This is a genomic window from Sphingomonas sorbitolis (genome assembly GCF_036663875.1).
Lineage (GTDB): Bacteria > Pseudomonadota > Alphaproteobacteria > Sphingomonadales > Sphingomonadaceae > Sphingomonas.
Genome location: NZ_JAXOJS010000003.1, coordinates 101,863 through 118,644 on the forward strand (window position 1 = coordinate 101,863; position 16,782 = coordinate 118,644).

Genomic DNA, 16,782 nt, shown 5'->3' on the forward strand with positions numbered 1-16,782 from the left:
TCTCTCGGCTATTGCATTTATTTACCGAGGGTTAACCCGCCAGCACCTACCCGAAGCCTACGGGCCATTCACGTCGTCCGCGAGAAATCCAGGCCTCTGGCAAGAGAAGGTTCGTTTCATGATCGGTGTGGATCACGACAAAGTTTTTGACGATTCGGGCACCGCAGCAAATCTGCCCGATGTGGACCGCAGACTCATACTTGCCTTTCTCTCCAGCGTCCCCGCTCTTGCATGGTCGGCCGGTAGCGGTAGCGGTAGCGACGCAACGCCTGCAACGGGCGCAGCCTCCGCAACGGACGGCATAACGGTCGTGACCGGTTCGCCCGCCACACAGAACGCGGTGTCGGCAACGGCGGCAAAGACAGTGGCAGCGTCCACGACCTCGAAGACGAGCACAACGCCCAGCTTGTTTTCTGCGCAATCTCCGTGGAACTCGACGCCGATCAAACCCCGGCTCGGCAACAACACCCTGCCGACCGCGAAGCAGGTTCCCTGGATCGAAGAGAGCGCATACTCGTCCAAGATCTTCCGCGCCGCGGCAAACGATAGCCCGATGACCGTCATTGCGGACGACATCGCCAACCAGCTTCAGGCCGGTGCGGTGACGATCCCGCGGTTTCCCGCAGCGACCATGCCGGCGACCGGTCAGGATGGCCATTGCGAGATCCTGGACCCGGTCGACGGTACGCTGCACAGCTTTTACCAACTGCGTCGGACCGCGGGGACATGGCGCGCGGGGAAGTATGCCCGTACGTCCGCGCAGGGAAGTGGCTGGGGCACGGTGGCCAATCCAGACAATGTGCGCGCGGCTGGCTGCTCGACGGCCGGCGGCCTTCTGCTCGCGTCCGAACTGGGACTGGATATCGTGCCGCACGCCTTGGCGATCGGCATGGATAAAAACGCGTTCCTGTCGGGGCCGGTCTGGCCGGCAACGCTCCAGGACTATACCGGCGCGACCACGTACAAGGGCGTGCCGGGGCAACGCTTCCCGATGGGCAGGCTGTTGATGCTGCCCGCTAGTTTCGACGTCGATAAACTCGGCCTGCCGGAATCGAGGGCGATCGCCCGGACTCTCAAAAAATACGGCGGGTATATCGTCGACGCGACGGTCGGTTCGCTCAACTTCTACGCGGAGATCGGCAGCGGTTGGAACAAGAGCTACGTCAACGGCAAGTACACGGCTGCGTTCAGTCCCGACATGCAGGCGATCAAGGCGGGATTGCGCCAGCTATTGGCGCAAGACGGTTTCCTCGATCGCGACGGCAAGCCCTACACGCCCACGCCGTTCCGCTCGATGAACCTCTTGTCGATGCGCGGGCCGTGGCAGAGCTATAACGGGTCGAAGTCGTTCGGTAAGTATGATGCGGCGACCGATCTGTTCCAGGCCGAGGCGACCGCCGAGTCGCGCACCGTCCGCCAGGTATTGAGCACACATGATGAGGCCGACCGGTTCGGGTACAAGAAACAAAGCTGGAACCTCAACCCCGAACCCGGCGTGCGGTATCTCGTGAAAGCGATCGGCGCGGGCGACATAACGGCCACGCTCGCGGTCAACGCCAAGAGTTTCAAACGATATGCGGCGACCACAAAGCTTGCGCCCGGTGGTTCCGTGGCGTTCACCTGGCCGACCGATCCGGCGACCGTGACCGAAATCTTCGTCGACAAGCCCGCCGGTGCAACGGCAAGCATCCGGTTGGAACTGGTCAAGGCCTAGCTCAAGCGGCCGGGGACGACGCAGCGACCAAGGACGAGCTAATAAGGGTGACACCGCAGCGGGGAGGCGTCTTGGGAAAGCTCAACCCGCTGCGATTGGTGTAATTTGCCACTGCCCCATGCGGTAATCAATCCCCCGCGGGTCCCATTTTGACGCATTGTCGCGGCGAACACGTGTGACGAGCACGATTGAATACAGTTCGCCGCGACCTGCACGGCATATCCCGTTCCGGCTTGGCAGGGCACCCTGAATTGACCCGAGCGAGATTAGTGCCACGGCGTCTCTCGCTGACGTGGCGTCGGCACCGAACTGTATCAGGTGTACCGGCCGCACTTCGATGCGCCAATCTCGCGATGACGCGGGTCTGCAGACCTTGGCCAGTTTCCACTGGCCTCCCGACATATCGGACAGTCTGCGATCCTCATCTGGACCGACTATTCCTGGTAATAGTTTGCATACCGCGCGACGCGATAGCGACCCCGGGTCCGGTATGCCCAGCCCGACAAGGCGAGCCCGAACAGCGGAAATACCGCTGACAGGACGCTGGTCGCCGTCAGATGCGACGCGATTGCGAGAACGGACGAAACGCCACCCCCGACGGCAAAAACCAAACACGCGTTCATCACGCGGGTCCGCCGTGGGCGTGTATTTGCGACGAAGGGTACGACCGCGAGCAGGGCAGCAACGCCGACCATCAGCGGGACCAGCGTCCAGATCGAAACGCCGCTACTGTACAGCCGGTAGCCCACCAACGCGGATATGATAATCGCTATCGAACAGATAGCACGCAACAGACCCATCCGTGATTCCTCGTGGTAGTAAATTGTCCCAAAGAAGGCACCGTCGTCAGGTTACGCGCCGCCGGGTCGTGCTTCCATGCACGCCGCCGGGTTAACGGCACCATACCGACTCCGCTCTGAAACGGCTTCTTCAGCCTATGTAACACATATCAAACTTTTTTTTCGGCTTCACAGCGCAACTTACCAGGATGACGACGACGCCGAAGCCCGCTTGGCCAGTCTCGTTCGCCACCCGTCCCCTCCGCGAGCGCTACGGATAAAGCGATGCCTTGCGTCACCCCGATGTCATGGATGCAGACGACTTAGACGCCCGCCCAGACAGTCCGAAATCTGGAGGACTGGAAACCCTGCCGATTCCCGTTCCCGGAAAGTGAAGCGGCGGGCGCGGCTACGCTGCAACCGTCAGGCGCTGGATGTCACCGCCCTCCCCTGCAGCCCGCCGAATTTCGCTCAGGCTTTGACCAATTCGAGCCGGATGTTGGCCGCGGCACCGGCGGGCTTGTCGAGATAGATTTCGGTAACGGTGCCCGAATCGGTAGGCCATGTGAACGTCGCCGACTGTCCGGGTGCCAGCTTTCCGGTCGTGCCGTAATTGGCTTTGTAGTCGCTCTTCTTCACGCTGAGCGTCGCCATGATGTCACCGTCACCGATCGCGCGAACGCTGTATTTCGCACCCGGCTCTGGATTGAGGTTCCAGCTCTGCTTCTTCCATTTGAAGCGGTCGGGATCGTTGTCGTCGTGCGTGTAGAGAATCTGTCGAATGGTGCGGGCGTCGGCGGTCGCCTCGGCTTGGAAGAGGTCGGCCGCCGCATCGTACCGGCCGAACACCTTCGAGCCATTATAGCTCTGCCAAAGACCGCGCATCGACAGCAGGTTCATCGCGCGGAACGGGGTCGACGTGAACGGCGTGCCATCTCGGTCCAGATAGCCGCTCTGCGACACGACCTGGCGCATCGCGGCCTTGATCGCCTGCATGTCGGGACTGAACGCGGCGGTGTATTTGCCGTCGACCATGCTCTTGTTCCAGCCGCTGCCGGTCTCGGCGTAGATGTTCATCGACCCGACCGTCGCGTCGACGATATACCCGCCATATTTCTTCAACGTCCGCGCGATCGCCCTCGATTCCGCGAGGCCCAGCTTGTCGACGTCGAAACTGGCTGGGAGCATGAGAAGCGCCCCCATCGGGAAACGCTGCCCCGCCACACCCTTATAGGTGGTTCCCCCGGTATAATCCTCGAGGGTCGCCGGCCAGATCGGTCCTGGCATGAAGGCGTTCTTGTCCATCCCGATCGCAAGCGCGTGGGGCACGATGTCGAGACCAAGTTCGGACGCGAGCAACAGGCCACCGGCCGTCGAGCAACCAGCCGCGCGCACATTGTCCGGATTGGCGACCGTGCCCCAGCCGCTGCCCTGCCACGATGACCGCGCGTACTTGCCCGCGTGCCAACTACCGGCTGTCTTACGCAATTGGTAAAAGCTGTGAAGCGTACCGTCGATCGTGTCCAGGATCTCACAATGGCCATCCTGCCCCGTCGCCGGCATGGTCGCTGCGGGAAACCGGGGGATCGTCACGGTGCCCGCTTCGAGCTGGTTGGCGATATCGTCCGTGGTGACGGTCATCGGACTGTCGCTGGCCACCGCGCGGAAGATCTTGGAGGAGTATGCGCCTTCCTCGACCCACGGGGTCTGGTTGGCGCTCGGCAGGGTATCACTGCCGAGTACGGGATTGACCGGCGTCGCGTTCCAGGCCGACTGCGCGGAAAACAGGCTGGACGATGAACTCGCTGGAGTCGTTGATGGGGCTGGTGTCACCACCGCTACCGGCGTCGCGACCGGCGCAACGGCGGAAGCAGGCACGACCGTCACGCTATCTGTGGCCGGTGCTGCGCCGCTCCCGCCACCACAGCCCCCCAATGCCAGAATGGGCGCGCTCGAGAAAAACGCGAGGAGTTGCCTGCGATCGAAATCGGGCAGCTCCACAGCTGTACCCAAATTCCCAAAATTTTCCTGGTGATCCAAGGCGATCATGCAACAAACCTTCTCAAGCCATGGACCCGGATTACCCGCCGGTTAAGGATGGCCCACGACCTGAGAAGTAGTGCTGCGGGGTAAACCGTTGGTAAATTTTCGCTGAGAGTTCATCCAGGATAAGGCACCTGACAAACACCAGGATCATGCCGCGCAGATACGACAGCCGAAAAATCGCCACCGCGAAGCCTCGCGCGGAACCGTCCAGGTACGGCTCCGCGGGGTACGGCTAGAACGATTACTCCGAGCATCCGGAGACACGGCAATCACGCATCGAAGCGTTCGCCGCATCCCCCGATAGATCAGTGAATGGTGACGGGATCGGGCAGCGCGTCGGTCACGCGTGAGCCCCACACCGCGTAGAACAGGATGTAGAGTTCGCAAGCCGCGGTCAGCAGGAACGAGATCTGCAACCCATATGTGTCAGCGAGCCAGCCCTGGACGATCACCAGCGCACCGCCGGCGATCGCCATGATCAGCAGCCCCGACCCTTCCTCGGTCAGTGGTCCCAGGCCGCGGATGCCGAGCGTGAAGATCGTCGGGAACATGATCGAGTGGAACAGCCCGACCGAGATCAGCGCCCACATCGCGACATGGCCGGTGGTGAAGGTCGCGATCAGCATGACGACGAACGCACCGATGCTCGCCACCGCCAGCACGCGCTCCGCCGGGATCGTCCGCATCACGACGCTGCCGATCAACCGGCCGACCATCATCCCGCCCCACAGGACGAATAGGTAATGCGAGGCCTGTTCATGCGTCAAATTGCCGATCTGCGGCTGGCTGACGAAGTTGATGAACAGGTTGGCGACGCCGATCTCGGCGATCAGGTAGATGAAGATCGCCGGGATGCCGAGCACGAGGTTACGGTGCGACCACAGCGACAGGCCCTTGCGGTCCGCCTTCGCCGAGCGTTGCGTCGATGCGCCCATCGCCGGCAGCGGGAAGCGCGCGATGACGATCGCGAGCACGACCAGCACGCCCGCGACGATCAGATACGGCAGCACTACCGACTGTGCATCGGCAAGCCGCTCGGCCGGGGTCAGCACCGCGGTCGATCCAGCAACCGCGGTGCCAGAGGTCGAGCGGCCCAGGATCAAATAGCCGCCAAACAACGGCGCGAGCGTCGCGCCCGCCGAGTTGAACGCCTGCACCAGGTTCAATCGCGACGACGCGGTCTCGGGAGGACCGACGACGGCCACATAGGGATTGGCGGCGACCTGCAGCAAGGTGATGCCGCTGGCGATCACAAACAGCGCGAACAGCGTCACGCCGTAACTCGGCAACCGCGCGGCGGGCACCATCATCAGCGCGCCGACCGCCATCAGGCCGAGGCCGAACACCATCGCGCGCTGATAGCCGACCCGCTCGATCAGCTTGGCGGACGGGATCGAGGCAAAGAAATACGCGATGAACCAGACGCTCTCGATCAGCGTCGTCTGCGTATAGCTGAGGTCGAACACGCTGCGCAGGTGCGGCAGCAGCGTGTTGTTGATGACGGTGATGAAGCCCCACATGAAGAACAGGCTGGCGAGCAGCGTCAGCGCGGAGCGGTAACTGGGGCTGCCCGTCGCGGTGACGGGTGCAGCGCCGGTCTGCGTCTGTGTCGGCTGTATCGGCATGGCCATATTCGTTCATCCTCCGCGCCATGTCGGTGACTGGAACAGTCTTTTCCCGCACGGCTTGCCCAGAAATATATTGTCTGACTATATAGCAGAACAAGGCGCGTCAACGGCGTCGGCGATCAGGGATGGGAACCGGAATGCGTGCAATCAGGAAGACGGGGATCATCGTGGCAACCTTGCTGGCAGCGCTTTCGGCGCACGCAGCCGACGCGGCAGAGGCGAAGCGCTCGCCCGCCGGAACGCTGAAGGACGGCACCGCGATCGAGGCGGTGACGCTCAGCAACGCGCACGGCGTTTCCGCGAAGATCCTGTCCTATGGCGCGACGCTCCAATCGTTGATGGGGCCCGACCGCGCCGGCAAGATCGCCGATGTCGTGCTCGGCTACGACGACCTCGCCTCCTATGTCGACCATCCCAATTTCTTCGGCGTGACGGTCGGGCGTTACGCCAACCGCATCGCCGGTGGCCGCTTCACGCTCGACGGCAAGACCTACCAGTTACCGCTCAACGACAAGGTCAACTCGCTGCATGGCGGCGGCAAAGGCTTCGACAAGGTCGCCTGGACGGTCGTGTCGGTGAAGAGCGGACCGACCGCGACGCTCGTGCTCGGTCATCGCAGCCCCGACGGCGAGTCGGGCTATCCGGGCAACCTCGACGTCACCGTCACCTACACGCTCGACGAAGCCGGCAACCTCGGCATTGCGTATGACGCGAAGACCGACGCGCCGACGATCGTCAACATGACCAACCATGCGATCTTCGATCTCGGCGGCGAGGGCTCGGCGATGGGCGCGAACGGCCACCGGCTGACGATCCCCGCCAAGGCGATCACACCCGTCGACGATAAACTGATTCCGACCGGCGCGCTGCAACCCGTCCAAGGCACGGTATTCGACTTCCGCAGCGGCCGGATCGTCGGCGAGGGTATTCGCGACGGCCGAGACCAGCAGATCCGCTACGGCCATGGCTACGACCACAATTTCGCGCTCGACAAGGGCCTTACGGCCAAACCCGAACTGGCCGCACGGCTGGAGGATCCCGTGTCCGGAAGAGTCCTCGACGTGCTCACGACCGAACCCGGCGTACAGTTCTACACCGGCAATTTCCTCGACGGCACGTTCGTCGGCAAGAAGGGCCATCTGTATCGCATGGGCGACGGCATCGCACTCGAACCACAGAAATTCCCGGATGCGCCGAACAAGCTCAGTTTCATTTCCGCCCGCGTCGACCCAGGCAAACCCTATCACCATGCGATGATCTACCGCCTCTCCGTCGCGCGCTGATAGTCGATCTCCAGAAAGCTCTCCGATGACTGACATGCCTAAGCTTCCCCAGCCGCTCCGAAGCCGCGCGTGGTTCGACAACCCCGAGAATATCGACATGACCGCGCTCTATCTCGAGCGCTATCTGAACTTCGGGCTGTCCTTGGAGGAACTGCGCTCGGGCAAGCCGATCATCGGCATCGCGCAAACCGGCAGCGACCTAAGCCCGTGCAACCGCCACCACCTCGTCCTCGCCGAACGCCTGCGTGAGGGCATTCGTGAAGCCGGCGGGATCGCGCTCGAATTTCCGGTCCACCCGATCCAGGAAACCGGCAAGCGCCCGACCGCCGGGCTCGACCGCAACCTCGCCTATCTGGCGCTGGTCGAGGTGCTCTACGGCTATCCGCTCGACGGCGTGGTGCTGACGATCGGCTGCGACAAGACCACGCCCGCCTGCCTGATGGCGGCGGCAACCGTCAACATCCCGGCGATCGCGCTGTCGGTGGGGCCGATGCTCAACGGCTGGCACAAGGGCGAGCGGACCGGTTCGGGGACGATCGTGTGGAAGGCGCGCGAGCTGCTCGCGACCGGCGCGATCGACGACGAGGGCTTCATCAAGCTCGTCGCCTCGTCGGCACCATCAACGGGTTACTGCAACACGATGGGCACCGCGACGACGATGAACAGCCTCGCTGAGGCGCTCGGCATGCAGCTGCCCGGCTCGGCCGCGATCCCCGCGCCGTACCGCGACCGCCAGGAGGTCGCGTACAAGACCGGCAAGCGGATCGTCGACATGGTTTCCGAAGATCTGAAGCCTTCGGACATCCTCACCAAGGAAGCGTTCCACAACGCGATCGTCGTTAATTCGGCGATCGGCGGCTCGACCAACGCACCGATCCATCTCGCCGCGATCGCACGCCACATCGGCGTCGACCTGCCGATCGACGACTGGCAGATTCACGGCCACAAGGTGCCGCTGATGGTCAACCTGCAGCCCGCCGGCGAGTATCTCGGCGAGGACTATTATCATGCCGGCGGCGTGCCTGCGGTGGTTGCCGAGCTGATGAAGCAGGGCCTGATCCACGAAGACGCGATGACCGCGAACGGCAAGTCGATCGGCGACAATTGCCGGACCGCGACGATCGAGGACGAGCGCGTCATCCGTCCGTTCGCCACGCCGTTGCTGGAAGATGCCGGCTTCATCGTGCTGCGCGGCAACCTGTTCGACAGCGCGATCATGAAGACCAGCGTGATCTCACCGGAGTTCCGCGCGCGCTATCTCTCGAACCCCGCCGATCCAGAGGCGTTCGAAGGCCCCGCGGTCGTGTTCGACGGCCCCGAGGATTACCACCACCGGATCGACGACCCCTCGCTCGGCATCACCACCGACACGTTGTTGTTCATGCGCGGCGCCGGCCCGATCGGTTATCCGGGCGCAGCCGAGGTCGTGAACATGCGTCCGCCCGCCTATCTGATCCGTGAAGGCGTCCATGCCCTTCCCTGCATCGGTGATGGCCGGCAGTCAGGCACGTCGGGCTCCCCCTCGATCCTCAACGCGTCTCCCGAAGCCGCAGCAATGGGCGGCCTCGCGCTGATCCGCACCGGCGACCGTGTCCGCATTGATCTCGCCAAGGGATCGGCAAACGTCCTGATCTCCGACGAGGACCTCGCCGAGCGTCGCCGGGCACTCACCGAAGCTGGCGGCTATGCGTATCCCCGATCGCAGACGCCCTGGCAGGAAATCCAGCGCGCCACCGTCGGCCAGATGGAGACGGGTGCGATCCTCGAAGGCGCCGAGAAATATCAGCGCATCGCACAGACCATGGGCCTGCCCCGCGACAATCACTGAGGTCACCCGCGCGGTACGGATCCGTTCAGACCAGGAGTTCCTATGACTCGATCCATACCGCGCCTCGTGACGGCGCTGTCAGCACTGGTTGTGGCCCAGGCGGCAGCCGCGCAAACTGCGCGCTTCGACCGCTTCAGCTATGATGGCCGGTCGCAGGAGCGCGTCGTTGTGGCACCGAACGCGTACCGCAATCCTATCCTGTCGGGCTATTATCCCGATCCCTCGGTAACGCGCGTCGGCGACGACTATTACCTCGTCAATTCGAGCTTCGCGCATTTTCCGGGGCTGCCGATCTTTCACTCGAAGGATTTGGTCAGCTGGGTCCAGATCGGCAACGCGATCTCCCGCTCGAGCCAGCTCGATTTCACCGGGCGCGCCGTGTCGCAAGGCGTCTTCGCGCCCGACATCTCCTGGCACGCGGGCGTCTTCTACATCGTCAACACCTGCGTAGAATGCAAAGGCAATTTCGTGATCACCGCGAAGGACCCGGCGGGGCCGTGGTCCGACCCGATCTGGCTGCCTTTCGAGGGGATCGATCCGTCGCTCTACTGGGAAGGCGACAAGGCCTATATCGTCAACAATCGCGCGCCGAACGAGCCGCCGCGCTATGACGGGCACCGCGCGATCTGGGTGCAGGAATATGACTGGCGCGCGGGCAAGATGGTCGGGCCGAGCACGCAGATCGTCAATGGCGGCGTCGATCTCGCGACCAAGCCGGTCTGGATCGAGGGCCCCCACCTCATCAAGCACGACGGCTTCTATTATCTGATCGCGGCCGAAGGTGGCACCGGCGACAATCATTCCGAGGTCGTGTTCCGGTCGAAAAGCCTGACCGGACCGTTCGCTCCCTATGTCGGCAACCCGATCCTGACGCAGCGCGGGCTCGCCGCCGATCGACCGAACCCGGTGACGTCGGCCGGGCACGCCAAGTTCGTCCAGACGCAGAATGGCGACTGGTGGGCGACGTTCCTCGCGACGCGTCCTTATGCGCCCGAAAGGTATGCGATCGGCCGCGAGACGTTCCTGTTGCCCGTCACCTGGTCCAATGGCTGGCCGCATATTCTCGCGCCGAAGACCCCGATCCCGTTCGCCGCCCATAAGCCGAACCTGCCCGTACAGCCACGACCGACGACGCCCGTCACCGGCGATTTTGGCTATAGCGATACGTTCCGCGGCAAGAGCCTGGCGATGCAATGGATCGGCATTCGCACGCCGGCCACGCCGTTCTATACGCTTGGTACTGGCGGACTGACGCTGCACTCGCGGGCCGCGCTGGGCGATCGACAGGGCGTGCCGGCGTTTCTCGGGCGCCGGCAACAGCATCACGTCGCGACGATCACGACGCGCGTGACGTTCGTGCCGGGGACCGATGGTGCACGCGCCGGGCTCGCCGCTGTGCAGAACGACGAGTCGTTCCTGTTCTTCGGCCTGACGCGGATTGCCGGCAAACCCGTCGTCGCGCTGTATGCCCGCGACAAAGCACAATCCGATACGCTCGTCGCCGCTTCACCGGTGGACCTTTCGGGACCGGTCACGTTGACGATCCGTGCCGATGCCGGTGAGATGACGTTCGATTACCAGACCCGGGCTGGTCTCCGCACGCTGAAGTCGAAGTTCGATGCGAACCTGCTGACCACCGCGCGCGCGGGTGGGTTTGTCGGAACGATCGTCGGCCCTTATGTCTATGACCCCGCCGCCGGGACGCGGTGAAGATGCGCGGCATGGGCACCGGCTTGCTCGCGATCGCGTTGCTCGGATCGGCCTCGGTGGTGGCAGCGCAGGCGTGGCAATCCGACCGCGGCGACGGCACCTATGCCAACCCGCCGCTGAACGCCGACTATCCCGACCCTGACATTATCCGCGTCGGTGGCGATTTCTATTTCATCACCAGCACCTTCGCCAATGTGCCGGGGCTGACGATCCTGACGTCGAAGGATCTCGTCAATTGGCGGTTCGCGTCGCACGTCGTCGCGACGCTGACCGGGCGCCCGGAATATGATCTGAAGACTGGTGGCGCCTATCGCCACGGCATCTTCGCGCCGAGCCTGCGCCACCACGACGGCGTGTTCTACGTTGCGGTAACGCCGGTCGGCGAGCCGACGCGGATCTACCGCGCTAAAGACGTCGCTGGTCCATGGACGATGAACCAGCTGAGCGAGTCCGCCTTCGATCCGGGGTTGTTCTTCGATGCTGACGGGACGGCCTATATTGCCACCGCAAGCAGTGCCGACGGGACCGAGACGCTGCTGAGCCTCGACCCGACGCTGCGACGGATCACCGCCCGACGCGTGATCCACTACATCAAGGGCGCCGAGGGATCGAAGCTCGTCCGACGCGGCAATCATTACTACCTGTTCAATGCGATACCGCAGCGGCTCGGGTTGACGGTTTCGCGCGCCACGGCGCTGGCGGGACCATGGAAGACACGCAACCAGATCGACGACACGACCGGCGGGCATCAGGGCGCGATCGTCGATTTGCCCGACGGCAGCGACTATGGCTTCGTCATGATCGACGCGGGCGCGGTCGGCCGCACCACCAGCATCAGCCCGATCCACTGGCGCGATGGCTGGCCGATCTGGGGAACCCCCGCGGCGCCGAACCGCGTGCCCGCGATCGCCCGCAAGCCGATCCAGGGCATGCCTATCGAAACTCCCGCTGCCGCCGACGATTTCGCGCAGCCGACGCTCGGCCTGCAATGGCAATGGAACCACAACCCGCTCCCCGATCGATGGTCGCTGACCGATCGCCCCGGCTTCCTGCGCTTGCACGCCGCCCCCGGCAGCTCGATCTGGACAGCACGCAACACGCTTCTTCAGAAGGGACAGGCGCCATCGAGCCGGGCGACGATCACGATCGACGCGACGCACATCGCGGGCGGCGATCGATGCGGAGCGGGCGTCTTCGGTAAATATAGCGGCGGCATCGCCCTGGGCCGCAATGCGGCTGGTCGCCTGACGCTGTCGATGCAGATCATCGAGGATCGGGCAGGCCCGGCGAAGACGACGATCCAGCATGCCATTCGCGAGAGCCCGGCCATCACGATCGACACGACGCATCTGACACTGCGGACCGAGATGGATTTCGTCCGCAACACCGGCATGGTGGCGTACAGCATCGATGGCACGACCTTCATGCCACTCGGCACGCCCTTCCCGCTTGCGTTCGACTGGCGCACGGGCACGTTCCAGGGCCAGCAGTTCAGCCTGTTCTGCTACAATCCTGCCGGCCGTGGCGGCTATCTCGACATCGACGCTTTCGCGCTCGATGGTCGCCGATGACGGGCCGTCGCCGCGCGCTCGTCTAGCGCCCCATCTTGCGGGCGGCGTGGAAACAGTCCCACCGTCCGGTAACGCTGCCTATTCGCCGGGGCGCATGCAGCAATGCAGCGATCAACATCGTGAACAGGTTCCCGGGTAACCGGATTGCAGCGTCATGCAAGCGCGCCTCGTGAACCATCCGCGCTGAACATTCCAGCATGTAGCATCGCGCAGTCGCCAGTCATGCCACCTACAAAGCACAAACCGGCGCACAGGTCCATCAGAACCCCGAACTAGTACTCTGCACGCCTACCATGCCTATAACGAATTCAACAGTCATAAAAATGGTACATTACATTCACTATGAATATACGTTAGCAATCTCGTCGAAACTAATCGCGAATCATCATATCTTCATTTCAAAAAGAATGATTTTATCCGATTCGACACAATATTAAGGACGACTTGATGCGCAAATACACAGTATATTTAGGTGCTATCGCACTGATTATGTGCGGGTCTTCGGCCTATGCTCAGTCCACGACGTTTCGCGGCTTTCGCATTGAAGCGAAAGCTGGCGTCGATCGACTTCAAGCTCATGGCAATCACGACGACCGCTTCGTCTACGGCGGCGCTGCTGGCTGGGATGGGATCATCGGCGACAAGATCGTCATCGGGCCCGAGGCCAGCTATCTGGATACGCAGGGTAAAAGCTGCGCGGCCGGCGTCCTGGGAGGAGAAGTCTGCACACGATCGCGACGCGAAGTCGGCGCCGCGGTCCGGGCGGGGTATCTGGCAACGCCGGCTTTGCTGATCTTCGGCAAGGCCGGGTACGTCAGCGACAGCCAGCGCAAGACGTTCACCGGGGATCCGGCTGGCGGGACGGCCTTCAAAACTCGCCACGGCACGGACGGATATCAGGTTGGCGGCGGTATCGAATATTCACTGGTCCGCAATTTCTACGTTAGCGCAGAGTATAAATACGCAAACTTCCATAATCATACCTCGCGTCAGAATGTTCTGGGCGGTGTAGGCGTTCGCTTCTAGCCAAACCGGCGCGCACCCCGCGGTGCGCGCCCGCCTTCCCCGACGATTTGACCATCGGCAGCCCCTGCCGTTCCCGTCATAATCACAGCGGGATGATTACGCCTGCCGAGCAACCAAGCCTTTACCGCTCACGCGTTATCCCGCGGCATCGATCGATCGGGAGCCGCTATGAACAAGGCGTATTTGGGAGCAACGCTGCTCGGCTTGGCGGGCTGTACGGCCGCTGGGGCTTCGGCGATCAACCCGTCCGATGATCTACACTGCGCCGTCATGATCCGGATTTTGGAGCAAAATGCCGATGAGTTTGGCGCCACCCCTGTCGCCAAAAAGGGGCTGTATGTGCTTCAGACGTGGTATTTCTCGAAGATTAAGCGGGAGAGACTTGCAGAGGCTCAAGGTGTCGTCGAAGCGATGAAAGAGAATCCCGGACAAATATCGTCTGCGAGTCAGAAGTGCTCGAACCGAGCGTTCGGCGATCCCGGTTTTGCCCGCTGGAAGTCGGTCGCTTCCGACGATTACGACCAAAAGGCTATGCGCTAGATCGCTGCCGCTCGAACCAGCACTCCCGGAACAGCTTGATTGGCACGACCGCGGTTATCCAAGCCGGCGGTTGCAGAGCGACCGCACCGCCTCCTCCCGCTACCGAAATCCGTCGCGTCCCCCGCTGGGAAGGCGACGATCGGCGACAATCATCATCCGGTCATCGTAGCAGCCTTGCATTCGCCCAGACCGCCGGACGCGGTGGCAGGGCGCGTGACAAGTTCGACGATCTTCTCGCCGGAAACGTCGGCCTCCAGCACGGTTGCCGGATCGCCAAAGTCGATCGGCGGCGAGGTCGCGAGCAGCTTGCCGTCACCATAGACCGCGAAGCGCATCGGCCCGCCTGCCGCCAGCCCGGCATCGTCGATACCGACCTCGGCGGCAAACCGGCGGAACCCGGCGTTGCGCACCTCCAACCGTGACCCCGCGAGCACCCCCAACCCCGTGTCATAGTCCTTCCCGGCGACACGCAACACTTGGCCGTATACCGCCCGGTCCGCCCGCGAGCCGCCCCAACCGCCATATTGGACATGCTCGCCCGGCCCCTTCGTACCCGACCATGCGGTGACCGAATGATGGATCGTCGGGTCCGCTCGCGGCGTATCGACGCCGTCGACCGCAGGATTCACGCGACCGGGCTGCTCGGACACATACATCCCCCCACCAAGCCGCCGCGCACCCTGCGCGCGAAACACCAGCGTCTGGTGCGGCGCCAGCGTGAAGCGCTGCTCGCCGGTGAACCTTGTGGTCGTCTTGCTCCACAGGTCGACCAGCGTCACCGGCACGTCGTCGCGAAACTTCAGCTGCCCGGCATGCAGGACGACGTCGACCGGGGCTGCGTCGCGGTTGAACAGCGCGACGCCCTTGCTGCCGTCGGCGAGCGTCTTCACGAGAAACTGCACGTCGTCGCTGTCATAGGCGATCACCGCCTGGTTGCCCGCCGGATCCTGGTTCAGCGCGATGATGTCGCGGTTTCCGAATATCGCGAGCAGGGACGGCGTGAGCCTACGCAGGTCGTAGCCGATCACGAGCGGCGAATTGATCATCGCCCACAGCGCAAAATGCGATTTCGCTTCGGTCATGTGCTGCGCATCGAACTCGCCGGTGCCCACGAACAGCATATCGGCATCGTTCCACGATCCCGGATGTGCATAGAGTTCGCGCTTGGCCGCGGTATCGAAGTTGGTCAGCATCCGCGTCCAGTGCGGCGTGATGTCGTCGCTGGTTCGCGAGATATTGCCGAGATCCTTGCCCCATGCGCGAACATCGGCAGATCCCCAGAGACACAGCGAGAGCAAATAGTCGCCCCGCGGACGTTCGCGGTGGAGCGCCGCGCCAACCGATGTGTAGAGCGCGCGGACTGCGACGACGTTGGTCCGGCCGAGCGATTGCATGTCGATGATCGGTGGAAACGCGCGGTACAGTCCCGACCGGACGCGCGGGTGATCCGCGGGCAACCCGCGTACGCCGCAGCCATCGACCTTGATCAGATCGAACCCCCAGTCGGTGAAGAAGAGGCGGATGTCCTGGTCGACGTGGCCGTAAAGCCCGACCTCCCGTTCGGCGACGGTTCCAACCGGCTGGTTGTCGAACTGCGCGGTGTAGATCTGACCGCAACTGTTGCGCCCGATGTCCGAATAGATCCCGGCTTTCAGACCCAGGGCATGGAGCCGGTCGGTCAGCGGGCGAAAACTGGTAGTGTCCGCGCCCTGTCCCGATGTGGCCGACGCGCGTGCCGACGGGAATTGCGCAGTCCGGATGACCATGCGTCCGTCCGAGGCGCGCCGCTTGAGCCACCAGCCATCATCGATATTGACGTAGCGATACCCCATCGCCGACAGCCCGGTATCGACCAGCGCCTGTGCGGACGCCAGGATCTTCTCCTCGTCGATCCCGCTGTTGAACGCGTTCCAGCTGTTCCAGCCCATCGGCGGCACCGCGGCCTGCCCCTGTTCATTCGCGCTCCAGCGACCGGTCGGGGCGAGCGGGTCGGCCGTCGCAGAACCTGCTACCAGCGTCGATGCCAACAGCATGCCGAGCGCAGATGTCCAGCGGCGGGGCGACGTGTCGGACTTGGCACAGTTCGGCATTACAGGTCTCCCGAAGGAATGATTGCGACGGCGGGGTGGAACGCGGTCGTGCGTGCGTTGGTCAATAAGTCCCGCCATAGTGTCGGACGGCGGTTGAAGCCGGGCGCATCGCGGCGCGACGTGATGGCATCAGACCTCTGTCTCGAGTGGGCCAAGATGCTGATACCGCTAACAGACGCGAAGCCTTCGCGGACCGGCTTCGCTGCTCCTCGCAAAGGCACCTGCCACCCGAAATCGGCGGGCAATATGCCGCCACTGATCTCACACGCTCGATATGCAACGAAGCCGCCCGATCGGGTCAGCCGCAGGTTGGCTTGCATGGCTGCAGTCAATCATTCCCATGCTTCACGCCCCCTCTCCCGACACCCGCATTCGCAGCATTATCTGCCGTCGTTCGCAGCACTTGGCACCGATCCCCGGCAGTCGCGCTGACCGCTCGTATGGGATCTGGACGGTGCACAGGATGGCAGGTTCGCGGATACAAGAAAAGAGTTGCTGCCGATCTTTGTCCGCGTATAAATCGACGTGTGAGCGATACCATACGGTGATGTCGGGCGATGCCCGATG

At 63.2% G+C, this 16,782-nt stretch carries 12 protein-coding genes; 7 read left to right on the forward strand and 5 right to left on the reverse strand.

The genetic code is table 11. The features are described 5' to 3' along the window. Positions 1 to 132: 132 nt before the first annotated feature. On the reverse strand, positions 133 to 564 hold the full coding sequence (locus U1763_RS09755) for a hypothetical protein (RefSeq protein WP_332755062.1): 432 nt from the start codon (positions 562 to 564) through the stop codon (positions 133 to 135). Between U1763_RS09755 and U1763_RS09760 the strand changes: the two genes are divergently transcribed. Next, positions 554 to 1,714: a hypothetical protein gene (locus U1763_RS09760; protein ID WP_332755063.1), complete on the forward strand. Its 1,161-nt coding sequence runs from the start codon at positions 554 to 556 to the stop codon at positions 1,712 to 1,714. The genes U1763_RS09755 and U1763_RS09760 overlap by 11 nt on opposite strands. Positions 1,715 to 2,148: 434 nt before the next feature. On the opposite strand, the gene U1763_RS09765 is transcribed toward U1763_RS09760, so the two are convergent. From U1763_RS09765 to U1763_RS09775, 3 genes are all read right to left on the reverse strand, one after another. Further along, positions 2,149 to 2,463: a hypothetical protein gene (locus U1763_RS09765; protein WP_332755064.1), complete on the reverse strand. Its 315-nt coding sequence runs from the start codon at positions 2,461 to 2,463 to the stop codon at positions 2,149 to 2,151. A 501-nt stretch (positions 2,464 to 2,964) separates the two neighbouring features. Continuing rightward, positions 2,965 to 4,371, reverse strand: coding sequence for a hypothetical protein (locus tag U1763_RS09770; protein WP_332755065.1), 1,407 nt, complete (start codon positions 4,369 to 4,371; stop codon positions 2,965 to 2,967). A 473-nt stretch (positions 4,372 to 4,844) separates the two neighbouring features. Then, positions 4,845 to 6,170: a sugar MFS transporter gene (locus tag U1763_RS09775; protein ID WP_443026907.1), complete on the reverse strand. Its 1,326-nt coding sequence runs from the start codon at positions 6,168 to 6,170 to the stop codon at positions 4,845 to 4,847. 134 nt (positions 6,171 to 6,304) lie between these two features. Here U1763_RS09775 and U1763_RS09780 point away from each other — a divergent pair, with 134 nt between their 5' ends. The 6 genes from U1763_RS09780 (at position 6,305) to U1763_RS09805 (ending at position 14,125) form a co-directional block, all read left to right on the forward strand. After that, positions 6,305 to 7,450, forward strand: coding sequence for an aldose epimerase family protein (locus U1763_RS09780; protein ID WP_332755066.1), 1,146 nt, complete (start codon positions 6,305 to 6,307; stop codon positions 7,448 to 7,450). A 25-nt stretch (positions 7,451 to 7,475) separates the two neighbouring features. After that, positions 7,476 to 9,278 (forward strand): IlvD/Edd family dehydratase, encoded by a 1,803-nt coding sequence (locus U1763_RS09785; RefSeq protein ID WP_443026908.1) that lies wholly within the window; start codon positions 7,476 to 7,478, stop codon positions 9,276 to 9,278. 42 nt (positions 9,279 to 9,320) lie between these two features. Beyond that, positions 9,321 to 10,988 (forward strand): glycoside hydrolase family 43 protein, encoded by a 1,668-nt coding sequence (locus U1763_RS09790; protein ID WP_332755067.1) that lies wholly within the window; start codon positions 9,321 to 9,323, stop codon positions 10,986 to 10,988. A gap of 2 nt (positions 10,989 to 10,990) precedes the next feature. Further along, positions 10,991 to 12,559 carry a glycoside hydrolase family 43 protein gene (locus U1763_RS09795; protein WP_332755068.1) on the forward strand — a complete coding sequence of 523 codons (1,569 nt, stop codon included), beginning with the start codon at positions 10,991 to 10,993 and terminating at the stop codon, positions 12,557 to 12,559. A 447-nt stretch (positions 12,560 to 13,006) separates the two neighbouring features. Then, positions 13,007 to 13,585, forward strand: a complete 579-nt coding sequence (locus tag U1763_RS09800; RefSeq protein WP_132738586.1) for an outer membrane protein — start codon at positions 13,007 to 13,009, stop codon at positions 13,583 to 13,585. Positions 13,586 to 13,753: 168 nt separating this feature from the next. Continuing rightward, positions 13,754 to 14,125 carry a hypothetical protein gene (locus U1763_RS09805; protein ID WP_332755069.1) on the forward strand — a complete coding sequence of 124 codons (372 nt, stop codon included), beginning with the start codon at positions 13,754 to 13,756 and terminating at the stop codon, positions 14,123 to 14,125. A gap of 152 nt (positions 14,126 to 14,277) precedes the next feature. Here U1763_RS09805 and U1763_RS09810 read toward each other — a convergent pair whose 3' ends face one another. Beyond that, positions 14,278 to 16,215 carry an NPCBM/NEW2 domain-containing protein gene (locus U1763_RS09810; RefSeq protein WP_332755070.1) on the reverse strand — a complete coding sequence of 646 codons (1,938 nt, stop codon included), beginning with the start codon at positions 16,213 to 16,215 and terminating at the stop codon, positions 14,278 to 14,280. Positions 16,216 to 16,782: the final 567 nt, after the last annotated feature.